We start from the raw sequence: 14,560 nt of genomic DNA on the forward strand, positions 1-14,560 counted from the left end.
TTGCATTTTGTGCGAAATGTATTTCAATGAGTTTAAGGAATGGCAAAAGAACGAGGGCACTGATTTTGTACGTAACTTTGACTTAATTGGAAGCGACCCGCGGTATTTCCAATGTCCAGTATGCGGTTCCACTGATCGCGAGAGACATTTGTATTTGTATCTCAAAGAAACAGGCGAACTCGACAAATTTGAGAACAAGTTAATTCTTTATGTTGCTCCTGAAATTAATTTTTTGAAGAAAATTGCCAAACCTACGATGAATTTTATTTGCGGAGATATAGAACCTGAAAAATATCTTCATTTAAATATTAACCCTTTTTACAAAATTGATCTTACACATATTATTTTTGAAAATGATACTTTCGATTACGTTATTGCAAATCATATCTTAGAGCATATTCCAGATTACCAGAAAGCACTTAAAGAAATATTTAGAGTGCTAAAACCAAACGGTACAGCAATTCTGCAAACACCTTTTGCAGCGTCAATATATAACAATTTCGAAGATTTATTAATCGATACTCCACATTTGAAAGAAAAGTATTATGGACAAAATGACCACGTAAGAATTTTCGGTTTGCAATTATTTGATGATATTAGGCAAGCTGGATTTAAGTTGCAGGTTTTTAACCACAAAGAGATTTTAGATAGATTTCAACCATCCATTTATGGCTTGAATGAGAAGGAAAATCTGATTTTGGCAAGAAAATAGATAGTCTTCTAATAAAAACTAATAACTATATGAGAACATTAGGCAAATATTTCGAAGATTTTGTTGTTGGCGAAATAATAGAGCATCCACTTTCGAAGACAATTTTCGAAAGCGATAATAATTTATTTTCGTTGCTAACAATGAATGCAAACCCACTGCATACAAATCTTGATTACGCACAAAAAAGTCAGCACGGGAAGATATTGGTTGTAGGAACACTTGTTTTTAGTCTTGCAGTCGGGCTAACAGTTCCCGAAATAAGCGGCAAAGCAATTGCAAATTTAGAATATGAAAAGATTGAGCATCTACATCCGGTATTTATTAACGACACAATTTATGTCAGAACACAAGTAATTGATTTGATACCATCGAAAAGTAAAAAGGACAGAGGGATTGTTTATGTCGAAACTGTAGCATACAATCAGGATAATGTAGAAGTTCTGAAATTTCGAAGAAAAGTGCTCATTAAGAGGAGAAACAGCAATGAATAGCCGTTTTCCGTTTCTAATGAGAAGCCTGATGTTTGTTCCGGGGCATAATGAAAGATTGCTCAATAGTGCTGCCCGGTCTGATGCGGATGTACTGCTTTTGGATATAGAAGATTCTGTTCAGCCCGAAGATAATAAACAGGTGGCAAGAGATATAATAAAGAGATTTGTCCGGGAAGGCAAGTTCCGCAATCATTTTGTATTTCCGAGAGTTAATGATCGGGAAAGCGGGCATCTCCTGCAAGATGTATATCAACTCACTATCGATGGTATTGCTGGATTTATGTATCCAAAGTCGAAATTAGGTGAAGATATATACTTTTTCGACAAATTACTTGAAACAATAGAATACGAAAAGAAAATACCGATTGGAACATTTAAAATCATTGCACTTGTCGAAACAACAGCAGCAGTATTAAATGCACAAGACTTATGCAAAGCGTCTAATCGTGTTGTTGCACTTGCCTATGGATGTGAGGATTTCATTACTGATCTGGAAGGCATTCACGATACAGAAAGCAAAAGCTTATTTGTTCCAAGAGCAACAATTGCAATGGCAGCACGGGCAAATGGTGTTATTCCTATTGATACAGTTCATATTAAAGTGCACGATTTAGATGATCTGGAACGCAACTTAAAAATCGCGAAAAATCTTGGTTTTGAAGGAATGCTTGTGCTTAATCCCAAAGAAATCCCACTTGTTCATAAATATTTTTCACCTTCTAAGGAAGATGTTGCTTGGGCAGAAGAGATGCTCAAACTTGCCGAACAGGCACACTCCGAAGGCAAAGGCGTAGCAGTTAAAGACGGAAAATTTATTGGTCCGCCGATGATACTTGCTGCTCGCAAGATTCTTAAGAAACAAGAATTGATTAATAAGAAAAGCAAAGTATGAAAATTGCAATAATGCAACCTTACGCTTTCCCTTACATCGGTTATTTTCAACTAATTAATGCTGTTGATAAATTTGTCTTTTTAGATAACGTTAATTTTATAAAAAAAGGCTGGGTTAATAGAAACCGAATAATTGTTAATAACAATGAATATTTTTTTACTATTCCTTGTAAAAATGTAAGTCAAAATAAACTTATTTGCGATACGATAATTGACTGGGAAAATTATTTTTTCGAGAAATTCTTAAAAACATTAGGGCACAGTTACAAACATTCTCCATATTTTGTAAAAGTTTTCGAAGTAATAAATAAAATATTTGAAGAAAAGCCTGCAACAATCTCTGAACTCGCCATTAGTTCAATTATCGAATTTTGTAAATATATAAATTTAGAGCGTGAATTTAAAATCGCATCTGAACAAACAAATTATCGAACTGATTTAAAAGGTGCTGATAGATTGATAGACATTGCAAAGAAAGAAAATTGTTGTACATACATAAACGCTATTGGTGGAATTAATCTATACAGCAAAGAGCATTTCGAAAAAGAATCTGTTAAATTATATTTCATAAAAACTAATTTAATCGAAAATTTCGACCAAAATCGTTATATTTCGTTTTATTCAATTATTGATTTAGCAATGAATAATTCGCCACAAAGAATTGCAAGTTATTTAGAACAATACGAGTTGATTTAATATGTCAAAAAAAGTTATAATAATGGGTGGTCTTGGGAACGGTTCGGTAATTGCTCATGCAATTGCGGATGCTAATAGAAGAGGTTACAACGAATATATTTGTGCAGGATTTATCAATGATAGAGACAATACAAGTGAAATTGAAGGCTTCCCTGTTTTAGGAGGGTTGAAGGACATCCCACAGTTATTAGAAGAAGGTTATTATTTTATAAATACTATATTTAAAGTTGGTGGTCAAAAAGAGCGTATTTCGTTATTTGAAAGATTAAATATACCTGACGAAAGGCTTGCCACATTTGTTCACCCGATGGCGTATGTTGCTCCGAATGTTGAGCTTTCACCTGGTTGTGTGATTATGCCCAATGTATCAGTTTCGTCAGGCACAAAATTTGGGAAATGTTGTCGGGTAATGGTAGGTGCAACAATAGGACACAACAGCATAATAGGAGACTATTCGTTTTTTGCAGCTAATTGTTGCACTGGTGCATATTTAAAGATCGGTAAAGCTGTAACAGTTAGCTTAAATGCTTGCATTCGGGAATATATCGAAATTGGTAATTATGCAACTGTCGGGATGGGTGCAGTCGTTCTTGAAAACATTGGCGAAGGTGAAATTTGGGCTGGCAATCCTGCTAAACTATTGAAAAAGGTGGAATAATGAGCAATTTAGTGAATAATCCGCTCGTAAGCGTTAGAGTATTAACTTATAATCACGGAAAATACATTGCACAATGTATTGAAGGCATTGTTTCTCAAAAAACCAATTTCCCATTTGAAATTATTATTGGAGAAGATTGTTCAACTGACGAAACTCGACAAATATGCCGCAATTACAAAGAAAAATATCCAGAAATTATTAATCTAATAGAGAACGAAAGAAATTTAGGTGTGGTTGCTAACGGCGAACGCACAATTGCTGCATATCGCGGTAAATATATCGCTTGGTGCGACGGCGACGATTACTGGATTGATGAAAATAAATTGCAAAAACAAATCGACATTTTGGAGCGAAATCCTAATTTCGCAATTTGCTTTCATCCTGTAAAGATAATCTATGAAGGAAGCGACCAGAAATCCATCATTTCAAATCCACAACAAAAGCAAATTTCAACAATTTACGATCTTGCATTTAACAATTTTATCCACTCCCCTTCTGTTGTGTTTAGACGCGGACTCTATGACACTAATCTTGAAGTATTGAAAACAATTCCTGCACGTGATTATGCTGTTCATCTTTTAAATGCAAGCAAAGGCGATATTTTCTTTATCAATGAAGTAATGGCAGTTTATCGCGAACATCCCAAAAGTGCCTGGACATCTAAATCGTTGCAAGAACGGCATCTTGGTCATATCAAAACTCTTGATATGATGACAGGACTCTTTAATTCTCAAATTGATGAAATTTTTACATTTGTAAAAGCAAATTACTATTTCGATTTATTTAATAAGCTCAAAAGCTATAATGACATTAATGAAGCCAAAATATATCTTTTTTCTGCTCTTGAAAATACTTTGAAATTGCCTTATTTCCCTAATATTGATGCTGTAAACAACAAAATTATTTCGGATTTGCTGAAAATTATTGACCGTGAGCACGATAGCAAAGCATTTTTATTACTTTCGAAGCTTGCTTTTCAAAAACATTTGTATAATGACACAATTGATTTTCTTGGAAATGTATTACAAATAGCACCAAACAACTATGAAGCCAAACTTTTACTTGCCCAATCATATTTCAAAATAGAGGATTACAACAAAACAATTGATATTTGCACAAATTTAATCGGGCAATCTGACAATAGAGAAGTGCTTAGAATTTTAGCCAAATCCTATTATAAATCCGGGGAATATACAAAAGCAATCGAAGTATGTGAACGTTTACTCAATATAGAAAAAAATAATTTTGAAGCACTTAAACTCATTTCTCTTTCATATTTTAAAACTGGAAATCAGAATTCTGCATATGAATATTGCGAAAAAGCACTATCAATTTTCAAGTATGATATAGAATTGCTCTCACTGAAAGCGAACCTGAAAAAAAGTATTTCAGGCGATACTATTGTGAGAGTTGAAGAAACAATTGACAAAGAAATCAAGCCAAAGCCTCAAAAACAAAAAGAGAACGTGGAAATTGTCTCAATCATTATTCATACAAAAAACAATGTTCATTTGCTTAAACGATTGATTAATTCGATATATTCGCATAATTCTAAATATAATTTTGAAATTATTGTCTCGGATAATGCCTCAAATGATGAGACATTAGATGAACTCAAGAAATTTGCCTCATCAAGAATTAATTTTAGATTTATTAGAAATTATCACAGTATTCCAGTATCCAAAGCAATTAATAATGCAATAAAAAATGCTTTCGGCAATTACTTTGTTGTTCTCAACGAAGTTCAGTCAGTTTCCCAGAATTGGTTAGATGTTATCATTGATAATCTAAAAAACACAAAGTCGGTTGTATCTCTGCCAAAACTTTTTCCTGATAGTGGGTTAGTTCATTCAACTGGAATTAAAATAGAAATAAGTAACGAAAAGCTCAACTTTTTATATCAAAACCAAAACGAAGATTATGAAACACTTGTTAATTCTGTTGGAAGAGTTTTTCCTGATGCTTTGTCGGTAAATTGCATCGCTTTTTCTTCTGAATTAATTGAAGAAACAGGGCTTTTCGATGAAAGTTTTGAAAGTTTTCTTTTTGAAATTGATTTTTCACTACGTGCAAAAGAATTTGGCTATTCTCCAATTTGCATAACCGACAGTATTGTCATAATAAAAGATTTCCTTGAAATTAATATGCCCACAGAAGCCGAAATTACTTTATTTACTCAAAAATGGGGGAAATTATTTAAAGCTGAAAATACGATAGATAGTATTGATAATCAACAAGAGCAATCAGCCAATCAACGTCTGTTGGAAATGGTAAAAAAATTATCTGAAGAAGGTGAAATTGCTGAAATTCAGAGATTAGGGAATATTTTATTAGTGCCAAATTTGCAAATTTTGAGTGAAAAAGAGATATTGTCGCTGGAAATTAATGAGGAATTATTTAATTCTTGCATTAAAATTGACGAACAAAGTTCCGAGTTCAATTATGAGGATTTATTTGAAATTTCAGATAATAAGCCGGAGCCTGAAAAAGTTTTTTCTGTTAGTAATGTAACACCTGTAAAACCACGTATTCTGCTAACAATGTATGGCTGGGACGAAAGTGGTGGTGGCACTACTTTTCCTCGTTCCGTGGCAATTGCACTTGCACGACGTGGATATGAAGTAGCAGTATTTTATGCAACAGCGAACCATCCAACAATTCGTCAGCCATATTACTTAGAATCTAAGATAGAGCAGGGAGTTCATTTGTATGGAGTTTATAACCGCCCAACTATTTTTCTGGATGCTCTGAATCCGGAAAGAGAAATCCGAGATGAGCAAATAGTAAGGTTATTTGCACAAGTCGTAGATGAATTCAAACCTAACATTGTTCACTATAACAATTTTCTCGGGCTTTCGTTTGCTATCGGTGAAATTCCGTATTCTAAAGGAATTCCTTCCATTTTTACAACACATAATTACCATATAATCGACCCAATGCTATATCTGTACCGTTCTGATTTATCTTTGTGGCAAAACACTGATTTTTTCCAGAATTCCGAACTTGCGAAAAATTATCCTGAATTACATTACTCATTCAGAAACCGAATAGAAGCAGCTAAAAAATTAGTCAATGAGCATATTACATATACTCTTGCAGTATCTCGGAGAGTAAAAGAACTATTTGTAGATTTTGGAATTAATCCTGACAAGATTACAATTGTTCATCAAGTGCCAGAACAAGCCCAGAAATTGACTTTACAGACATTCAAGAACCGACATCCAGAGTATCCTCTTAGATTTGGTTACATAGGCGGAGTAATGCCTCACAAAGGTGCTCACGTGCTGGTTCAGGCAGCACAATCTATACCTAAAGAAAAAGCTGAATTTTTGATATATGGATTTGTATCACCAGATTACCTTAGGTTACTTGAACGCCTTGATGTTAATAATAGAATTAAGTTTATGGGACAATATCAAACTGATGAACTTCCATCAATTGCTGAGCAACTCGATGCAATTGTATTGCCAAGCGTATGGGAGGATTGTGCTCCACTTGTGATAGCCGAAGCACTTGCAATGAAACTACCTGTAATTGCTTCACGATTAGGAGGATTTCCAGATTTTGTAAAAGACGAAATAAATGGGAAACTCTATTCACACAATTCGCCATCTGAGCTTACTAAAATATTATGGGAAGTAGTTGAAAATCCTGAATTAATAAATATTTGGCGTTCTAATTGTAACTTAACTCATAATTTTGATGACTATATTGATCATATTTTAGGTATCTATGAAAAATTAATTGCAGGCAATCGTCCGAATGTTGAAGAAATTGAGTTAATCTTTTAATATGAAAACAACTATTCGCAATGCTGTTATATTATTTGGAAGCACTCTATCTGTTATGGCAGGAGCAATTGTAACTCCTGCCTTACCTTATATCACCCAGAATTTTTCGAATATTGACAATATTGAATTTCTAACAAAATTAATTTTGTCTCTTCCACCATTATTTATTGCAATTTTTTCACCTATATCTGGTTATCTATTCGAAAAATTTGGGAGAAAGCCAATTTTAATTATTGCAGCTATTCTTTATGGAATTGCCGGAACAACGGGTTATTATTTCAACGACATATATTTTATTTTAGTTGGTCGGGCATTTCTCGGAATTGCAATTTCAGCATTGATGACTGGATTTATTGTTGTATTAGGCGATTTGTTTGATGGTGAAAAGCGAAACAAATTTATTGGTATTCAAGGAGCAATAATGAGTTTCGCTGGTGTTATTTATTTGCTACTTGGTGGATTGCTTGCTGATATTAACTGGAATGTACCATTTATAACTTATGCAGTCTCAATTATTGTTGGAATTCTGCTGTTATTTTTTCTGGATGAGACTTCTCATAAAACCCAGACGAGGCAACAAGTTCAGTTTTCTTTTAACTTGAAAACATCATTGATTTATTTAAGTGCGATCTTTGTAATGATTTGCTACCTGATGGTGCCAACTCAGTTACCTTTTTTGATTAATTATCAATTTCCAAATTTCCCGGCATCGAAAATTGGTTTGCTGATAGCAATATGGATTATGTTTTCATCTCTTTCGTCGCTGTTTTATCCCAAGATAAAAAACAGAGTTCCATTTCGCTATGTTTATATGATAGGTTTTTTCATTTGGGGCTTTGGGCATTTACTAATTTATTTTTCATCAAATTTAGTAATGTTGGTTGCATCGCTAATTTTTTCAGGATTAGGAAATGGTTTGGTTGTGCCAAATTTAAAATCACACATTTTAGCACATTCGACAGAATACAATCGTGGGATTAATAGCGGATTTCTTACGACTGCTCTTTATGTTGGTCAATTTCTTTCACCAATTGTTGTTCAGCCAATGTTTCAATATGCCAATATTTCACAAATATTCCCAATTTTCGGAATTTTAATGTTTTTAATTTCTATAGTTTATATTTTTACAAATAAAATTTAGGTGTAAAATGAATTCTTCACCATTTTATATTCAGAAAACTCGAAAATCATTTACTGAGGTTATAGAATCAGTAAAAGCAAGTGCTGCCAAAGCAGGGTTTAATATTGTCGCTGAACATAATATGAAAAACACTTACGAAAGTCATAATCTGCAATGGAAAAGCAATTATACAATATTATCTTTTTGCAATCCAATAAAATCCCATCACGCATTGAGCTTAGATAAACGTCTTGGATGCTTTATGCCTAAAAATATTATTGTTTTCGAGGATGATGACGGAACTGTGAATATTATGATGATGAAAGGCGACCCAAATAAAATGAATGAATTTTTTCCCGGGCTTGGCATTGGCGAAATGTCTGCCAAAACAATGAGCGAATTAATTAGCATAATTGATAATTCCATTTGATTAGAGGCTGAAATGGATAATTTCGTGATTTGTCAGGTGTGTGGTGCCAAAATTGATGTAAGTAAGGCTCTTTATTTGCAAATAGAGCAGACATTAAAAAATCATTACGAACAGGAATTTCACAAAAAAGATGAGCAATTCAAACAAGCAATTGAACAATTGGAAAATCAACGTCGAGAAATAGAAGCAGAAAAGTATCGTTTAAATCAAATTGTTCAAGAACAAGTAGAGGCACGCCTTACGAGCGAGAAACAACAACTTGAAGAAAATCTAAAAAATCAAATCTATAACGAAAACAAAACCCATATTGAAGCATTAAAACAGGAATTGAATGAAAAGTCTCAGAAAATCGCTGAACTCAATAATGCATTAGCTGAAATAGAACGTCTGAAACGTGAAAAGCAGGAAATCGAATCTCGATTAAAACTTGAATTTGAAAAGCAACTTACTGATAATATCCTATTAGAGCAAGAAAAATTACGTAAGCATTACGAGGACAATTTTTTGCTCAAACTTAAAGAAAAAGATAAAACAATCGAAGATTTAATGGCAAAATTGGAAGATGCACGACGTCGAGCTGAACAAGGTTCTATGCAACTTCAAGGAGAAGTGCAGGAATTATTTTTGGAGGAAATGCTTAAAGAACTATTCCCTTTGGACGAAATTCAAGAAGTAAAGAAGGGACAACGAGGTGGTGATATTATTCAGATTGTGCGAAATAATATTGGAAAAGAGTGTGGTAAAATTTATTATGAAAGCAAGAGAACTAAAAATTATGATAAAGGCTGGATTTCAAAACTTAAAGAAGACAACTTAGAAGCAAAAGCAGATATATTGGTTCTTGTAACGCAGGCAATGCCGGAAGGCAAGGATAGATACTTTTTCGAAGATGGAGTGTGGGTATGTCCATTTTCTGAAATTCGAGCTTTTGGAAATGTTATGCGGCTAATGATAATTCAAATTTATAATGCTTCTATTGTAAACGTCAATAGAGAAAGCAAAATGGAGCTTGTGTATAATTATCTTACAAGCAGAGAATTTGCGGATACTTTCGAAGCAATCATAACTGGTTTTAATGAACTTCAAAAAAGCTATATCGACGAAAAAAACAAGATAATGAAAATCTGGAAGGAACGTGAGAAGCAGTTTGAGAAAATTCTTTCCAATGCTGTTAATCTCTATGGTTCAATCAAAGGGCTTGCAGGAAGTTCCATACCTGATATAAAATTATTAGAGTAGAGAAATCAGGCAAATAATTTTATTCTCGGAACTTATCAAACTTTTAGAAATGAAAAAATAGGTAAAAAAATAAGGCTGCTAAAATAGCAGCCTTTTGATTATACGAATGAAAAAATTGATTAAGTTCCAGCATTGTAGTTGTTGATATAAGCAATTTGCTCTTCGGTGAGTTGGTCAATTGAAATACCTAACATTTCGAGCTTAGTTTTAGCGATAAATTCATCTTGTTCTTGTGGTAAATCTAATACTTCGCAAGGAAGTTTTTCACCGTTCTTATGAGCTTCTACAAGTCGCAAATGAGCCATAAACTGATTAGCAAAGGACATATCCATAACTTCGGAAGGATGACCTTCGGCAGCAGCGAGATTAATTAGACGACCTTGAGCAAGCAAGAAAATACGGCGACCATCTTTAAGAGTATATTCTTCACAATTTGGGCGAATTGTGCGTTTGGAAACGGAAAGTTCTTCGAGTTCCGGAATGTTAATTTCAGCGTCGTAATGCCCTGTATTGCATACGATAGCACCATCTTTCATATTTTCGAAGTGCCATTTACGAATAACATCTTTTACACCAGTTGCAGTAACGAAAATATCGCCGACTTTGGCAGCTTCGTTCATAGACATTACTTCGTGTCCTTCGAGAATTGCTTTCAAAGCAGCAGTAGCTTTGACTTCGGTGCAAATAGTATTTGCACCTAAACCTTTTGCACGTTTAGCTACACCGCTACCACAATGACCATGACCAGCAACAACGAAATTTTTGCCAGCAATTAGAACAGATGTGGCACGAATAATACCATCGATTGTGGATTGACCGGTACCATAAACATTATCAAAATCCCATTTTGTCTCGGTATCATTGACAGCGAAAACGGGATAGAAAAGCTTACCTGCATTTTGACGAGCACGAAGACGTTGGACACCAGTAGTTGTTTCTTCGGTCCCTCCTATTATCTGATTTTTAGCCATTGTTTCGTAGCTTTCGTGAACAGTGTTGATTAAGTCGCAACCATCATCGAGAGTAAGATGCGGATTGTGATCAATTGTACGTTCAATACACCAATAAAAATCAGGGTGGTTGCCATACCAGGCATAAATAGAAATTCCTTCGTCAGCAAGAGCAGCAGCAACGGCATCATTAGTAGAGAGAGGATTGCATCCTGACCAGGTTACATTAGCGCCAGCGGCAGCAAAGGTTCGGATTAGCACTGCTGTTTCTTTTGTAACGTGGAGACATCCAGCAATGGTGTATCCTTTGAAAGGTTTTGTTTCAGCAAATTTTTTACGTAGAGCCATTAGAACAGGCATACGAGATTCAGCCCAATCGATTAAAAGGCGTCCTTCTTCGGCAAGGGAAATATCACGAACGCAGTATTTTCCCTCCACTTCTGAAAAAGAACCTTGTGATTTTTTAGGAGGATAGTTTCCCATATTACTTCCTTTATATTAAGCAAAATTTTTCTTTAATATATCAACTAAATCAAGATTTTCCCAAGGGAATTCATTGCGACCGAAATGACCATATGAAGCAGTTGCTCTGTAAATCGGACGGCGCAAGTTAAATTTCTCAATAATTCCGCGAGGAGTTAAATCTACATTTTTAAGAATAAAATCAGAAACTTCGAATTCAGGAACTTTACCAGAATTATGGAAGTTTACATTAATTGAAATAGGTTGTGCAATTCCAATTGCATAAGAAACCTGAATGGTGCACTCACGAGCAATGCCAGCTGCAACAATGTTTTTAGCAAGATGACGAGCAGCATAAGCAGCAGAACGATCAACTTTTGTTGGGTCTTTGCCCGAAAAAGCACCACCACCGTGAGGAGCACGTCCACCATAAGTATCAACTATGATTTTTCTTCCAGTAAGTCCAGTATCACCGTGAGGACCACCAATTTCAAAGCGACCAGTTGGGTTCACATAAATTTTTGTATGTTCATCAATATATTTTTGAGGAATAACATTCATAATCAGATTTTCAATTATATCTTTGCGGATTTGTTCCTGAGATACATCAGGATCGTGTTGAGTAGAAACGACAACTGTATCGACACGCACAATATTATTGTTCTGGTCGTATTCAATGGTAACCTGAGATTTAGAATCAGGGCGAAGGTAAGTCATAATATTTTTTTCTTTACGAATACGTGCAAGTTCTTTCATCAATTTATGTGCATAAGCAAGAGTTGCAGGCATAAATTCAGGGGTTTCGTCGGTAGCATAACCGAACATCATACCTTGGTCACCAGCGCCACCGGTATCAACTCCCATTGCAATATCAGGAGACTGGTGATTGATAACGTTAATCACACTGCAAGAATCAGCATCAAAGCGATAACCTGCGTGTTCATAGCCGATTTCGCGAATAACGCCTCGGACAAGTTTTTGCAAATCAACATAAGTTTCAGTAGTGATTTCACCACCAACAACAATAAGTCCTGTTGTAGCAAAGCATTCGCAGGCGACACGGCTATTAGGGTCGTCTTTGAGCATAGCATCGAGCACAGCATCAGAGACCTGGTCGCAAATTTTATCAGGATGCCCTTCGGAGACCGACTCCGAAGTGAATAAATAATGATTTCTTCTATCCATAAAATCCTTTAAAATAACTAAAAAAACTAACTATGGTCAATAGTACTCGAATTACCAATATTCAACCGATGGAAATGTCCATTTAGTTCAGCATTATTACCAACGATTGAATTTTCAAGCAAAGAAGAAGTAACCTTAGCACCATAACTAATGATAGAATCTTTGATGATACTATCTTTGACAACAGCACCATCAGCAACAGAAGTGTATGGTCCAATAATTGAACGTTCAATAATTGCTTTTTCAGAAACAAAAGAGGGCTGGATAATCACTGAATCATTTAGTTTAAGTTCTGTAGGTTTCCGAACAAGCAAGAATCTATTTGTAGAAAGCAAAGTTTCAGGTTTGCCGCAATCATACCAGCCATCAACCGGAAAAGTAACAAATTTAGCATTGTCATTAATCATCAATTGAAGAGCATCAGTAAGCTGGTATTCTCCGCGTGTTCTAATATCATCAGAAATCAGTTTAGAAAGAGAATTAACAAGTTTTTGAGTATCTTTTATAAAGTAAAGCCCAACAATTGCAAGTTTTGAAATTGGTTCATCCGGTTTTTCGACTAACTTTTCGATAAAATTTGATCCGTTAGTAATAACAACACCGAAACGACGAGGGTCTTCAACTTCTTTTACTCCGATTGAATTGCAGCCAGTTTCGAAAGCTAAGCTAAGATCAACATCAAAAATAGTATCTCCAAGAATAATCAGAAGCGGTTCATCTCCATAGGTTTCCCGTCCGGTCCATATAGCGTGCCCAAGACCGAGCATTTGCTTTTGCTCAACGAAATCAACTTTCATCATCGAATATTTTTTTGTTACAAATTCTTCAACCAAATCACCCATATAACCGGTAATAATGGTTGCGTCGGTAATACCTTGTTGGAGAAGAGAATCAAGTATATGAGCAAGGATTGGCTTCCCTGCAACGTTTAACAATACTTTTGGCTGAGAATATGTGTGAGGTCTTAACCTTGTCCCAACTCCTGCAACTGGAATAACTGCTCTCATAATAAGAAATAATTAATATTCATAAATTTAGTGATTACTAATTTACAATTTTTTTCTTAAATGATTTATAAAAAATACAATTAAAATTTAATAAATATCATCAACATATGTTAGTTCATCAATTGGTGGGCGAACATAATCAACGCTGATTTTTCTTGGTGGCAATTCTAAAGTCGGAGGAGTAACGTCCTCGTATTTAATCATTTTGAGGATATGGGCAATACAATTAAGACGTGCTCGGCGTTTATCGTCGGAATGGACGTTATACCAAGGACATTGTTTGGTATCTGTGTAACGAAACATTTCGTCTTTGGCACGGGAATAATCGCTCCATTTATGCCAGGAAGCAATGTCGATATCGGAAAGTTTCCAGCGTTTCATAGGATTAGTTGCTCGTTCACGAAAACGAATTTCCTGTTCTTCATCGCTGACGGAAATCCAATACTTTAGCAAGATAATTCCAGAACGAACAAGCATTTTTTCGAATTCCGGACAAGAACGAAGGAATTCCTGGTATTCGTCTTCGGTGCAATAGCCCATAACACGTTCAACGCCAGCACGATTATACCAACTACGGTCGAAAATCACTATTTCGCCAGCACTTGGCAGATGAGCAACATAACGTTGGAAATACCATTGGGTTCGTTCTTTGTCGGAAGGTTTCTCGAGAGCTACCACACGGCAACCACGAGGATTGAGTGGCTCAACTATGCGTTTAATTATACCTCCCTTGCCTGCTGCATCACGTCCTTCGAAAATAATTACAACACGTAAGCCTTTTTGCTTGACCCAATATTGAAGTTTTACAAGTTCTTGCTGGAGTTTAGCAAGTTCTTCTTCGTAAAAATCTTTTGAAATTTTGCCTTTCTTATTGAATTTTTCAATTGGTTTGTCTTTTTTACCCATAAAACACCTTCAAGATTATTTA

Annotated in this window: 13 protein-coding genes; 9 read left to right on the top strand and 4 right to left on the bottom strand. The window is 35.0% G+C overall.

Features of this window, described 5'->3' with window-relative positions; genetic code table 11:
- Nucleotides 1-16 precede the first annotated feature (16 nt).
- The 9 genes from ACY2LT_RS03970 to ACY2LT_RS04010 are packed head-to-tail and all read left to right on the top strand — an operon-like array spanning nt 17 to nt 10,028.
- Entirely contained in the window at nt 17-712 is a 696-nt protein-coding gene (locus tag ACY2LT_RS03970; RefSeq protein WP_491816547.1) for a methyltransferase domain-containing protein, read from the top strand.
- A 29-nt stretch (nt 713-741) separates the two neighbouring features.
- On the top strand, nt 742-1,203 hold the full coding sequence (locus ACY2LT_RS03975) for a MaoC family dehydratase (protein ID WP_491816548.1): 462 nt from the start codon (nt 742-744) through the stop codon (nt 1,201-1,203).
- Nucleotides 1,196-2,095 (top strand): HpcH/HpaI aldolase/citrate lyase family protein, encoded by a 900-nt coding sequence (locus ACY2LT_RS03980; RefSeq protein ID WP_491816549.1) that lies wholly within the window; start codon nt 1,196-1,198, stop codon nt 2,093-2,095. Before ACY2LT_RS03975 ends, ACY2LT_RS03980 begins: the two co-directional genes overlap by 8 nt.
- Entirely contained in the window at nt 2,092-2,790 is a 699-nt protein-coding gene (locus ACY2LT_RS03985; protein ID WP_491816550.1) for a WbqC family protein, read from the top strand. The genes ACY2LT_RS03980 and ACY2LT_RS03985 overlap by 4 nt, the downstream gene beginning before the upstream one ends.
- Nucleotide 2,791: 1 nt before the next feature.
- On the top strand, nt 2,792-3,448 hold the full coding sequence (locus tag ACY2LT_RS03990) for an LbetaH domain-containing protein (protein WP_491816551.1): 657 nt from the start codon (nt 2,792-2,794) through the stop codon (nt 3,446-3,448).
- Nucleotides 3,448-7,239, top strand: a complete 3,792-nt coding sequence (locus ACY2LT_RS03995; RefSeq protein ID WP_491816552.1) for a glycosyltransferase — start codon at nt 3,448-3,450, stop codon at nt 7,237-7,239. Before ACY2LT_RS03990 ends, ACY2LT_RS03995 begins: the two co-directional genes overlap by 1 nt.
- Nucleotide 7,240: 1 nt before the next feature.
- Nucleotides 7,241-8,380, top strand: a complete 1,140-nt coding sequence (locus tag ACY2LT_RS04000) for an MFS transporter (protein ID WP_491816553.1) — start codon at nt 7,241-7,243, stop codon at nt 8,378-8,380.
- Between the two features lie 7 nt (nt 8,381-8,387).
- The gene (locus ACY2LT_RS04005; RefSeq protein ID WP_491816554.1) at nt 8,388-8,789 is read left to right on the top strand and encodes a DUF302 domain-containing protein; all 402 of its coding nucleotides are present in this window, start codon (nt 8,388-8,390) and stop codon (nt 8,787-8,789) included.
- A gap of 12 nt (nt 8,790-8,801) precedes the next feature.
- A complete protein-coding gene (locus ACY2LT_RS04010; protein WP_491816555.1) occupies nt 8,802-10,028 on the top strand; it encodes a DUF2130 domain-containing protein in 1,227 nt (408 codons plus the stop codon).
- A 119-nt stretch (nt 10,029-10,147) separates the two neighbouring features.
- Here ACY2LT_RS04010 and ACY2LT_RS04015 read toward each other — a convergent pair whose 3' ends face one another.
- The 4 genes from ACY2LT_RS04015 to ppk2 form a co-directional block, all read right to left on the bottom strand.
- Nucleotides 10,148-11,461 carry an adenosylhomocysteinase gene (locus ACY2LT_RS04015; protein ID WP_491816556.1) on the bottom strand — a complete coding sequence of 438 codons (1,314 nt, stop codon included), beginning with the start codon at nt 11,459-11,461 and terminating at the stop codon, nt 10,148-10,150.
- A 15-nt stretch (nt 11,462-11,476) separates the two neighbouring features.
- Entirely contained in the window at nt 11,477-12,625 is a 1,149-nt protein-coding gene (gene metK, locus ACY2LT_RS04020) for a methionine adenosyltransferase (protein ID WP_491816557.1), read from the bottom strand.
- Between the two features lie 26 nt (nt 12,626-12,651).
- Nucleotides 12,652-13,632 (bottom strand): sugar phosphate nucleotidyltransferase, encoded by a 981-nt coding sequence (locus tag ACY2LT_RS04025; protein WP_491816558.1) that lies wholly within the window; start codon nt 13,630-13,632, stop codon nt 12,652-12,654.
- An 87-nt stretch (nt 13,633-13,719) separates the two neighbouring features.
- The gene (ppk2, locus tag ACY2LT_RS04030) at nt 13,720-14,538 is read right to left on the bottom strand and encodes a polyphosphate kinase 2 (RefSeq protein WP_491816559.1); all 819 of its coding nucleotides are present in this window, start codon (nt 14,536-14,538) and stop codon (nt 13,720-13,722) included.
- Nucleotides 14,539-14,560: the final 22 nt, after the last annotated feature.

The sequence above is a fragment of the Eximiradius proteiniborus genome, assembly GCF_058546985.1.

Excerpts from the sequence above, each read along its gene's own strand:
- ACY2LT_RS03980 (WP_491816549.1), top strand. The coding sequence starts at position 1,196 with ATGAATAGCCGTTTTCCGTTTCTAATGAGAAGCCTGATGTTTGTTCCG.
- ACY2LT_RS04015 (WP_491816556.1), bottom strand. The coding sequence starts at position 11,461 with ATGGGAAACTATCCTCCTAAAAAATCACAAGGTTCTTTTTCAGAAGTG.
- metK (WP_491816557.1), bottom strand. The coding sequence starts at position 12,625 with ATGGATAGAAGAAATCATTATTTATTCACTTCGGAGTCGGTCTCCGAA.
- ACY2LT_RS04005 (WP_491816554.1), top strand. The coding sequence starts at position 8,388 with ATGAATTCTTCACCATTTTATATTCAGAAAACTCGAAAATCATTTACT.
- ACY2LT_RS03995 (WP_491816552.1), top strand. The coding sequence starts at position 3,448 with ATGAGCAATTTAGTGAATAATCCGCTCGTAAGCGTTAGAGTATTAACT.
- ACY2LT_RS04000 (WP_491816553.1), top strand. The coding sequence starts at position 7,241 with ATGAAAACAACTATTCGCAATGCTGTTATATTATTTGGAAGCACTCTA.
- ACY2LT_RS03975 (WP_491816548.1), top strand. The coding sequence starts at position 742 with ATGAGAACATTAGGCAAATATTTCGAAGATTTTGTTGTTGGCGAAATA.
- ACY2LT_RS03990 (WP_491816551.1), top strand. The coding sequence starts at position 2,792 with ATGTCAAAAAAAGTTATAATAATGGGTGGTCTTGGGAACGGTTCGGTA.
- ppk2 (WP_491816559.1), bottom strand. The coding sequence starts at position 14,538 with ATGGGTAAAAAAGACAAACCAATTGAAAAATTCAATAAGAAAGGCAAA.
- ACY2LT_RS04025 (WP_491816558.1), bottom strand. The coding sequence starts at position 13,632 with ATGAGAGCAGTTATTCCAGTTGCAGGAGTTGGGACAAGGTTAAGACCT.
- ACY2LT_RS03985 (WP_491816550.1), top strand. The coding sequence starts at position 2,092 with ATGAAAATTGCAATAATGCAACCTTACGCTTTCCCTTACATCGGTTAT.
- ACY2LT_RS04010 (WP_491816555.1), top strand. The coding sequence starts at position 8,802 with ATGGATAATTTCGTGATTTGTCAGGTGTGTGGTGCCAAAATTGATGTA.
- ACY2LT_RS03970 (WP_491816547.1), top strand. The coding sequence starts at position 17 with ATGTATTTCAATGAGTTTAAGGAATGGCAAAAGAACGAGGGCACTGAT.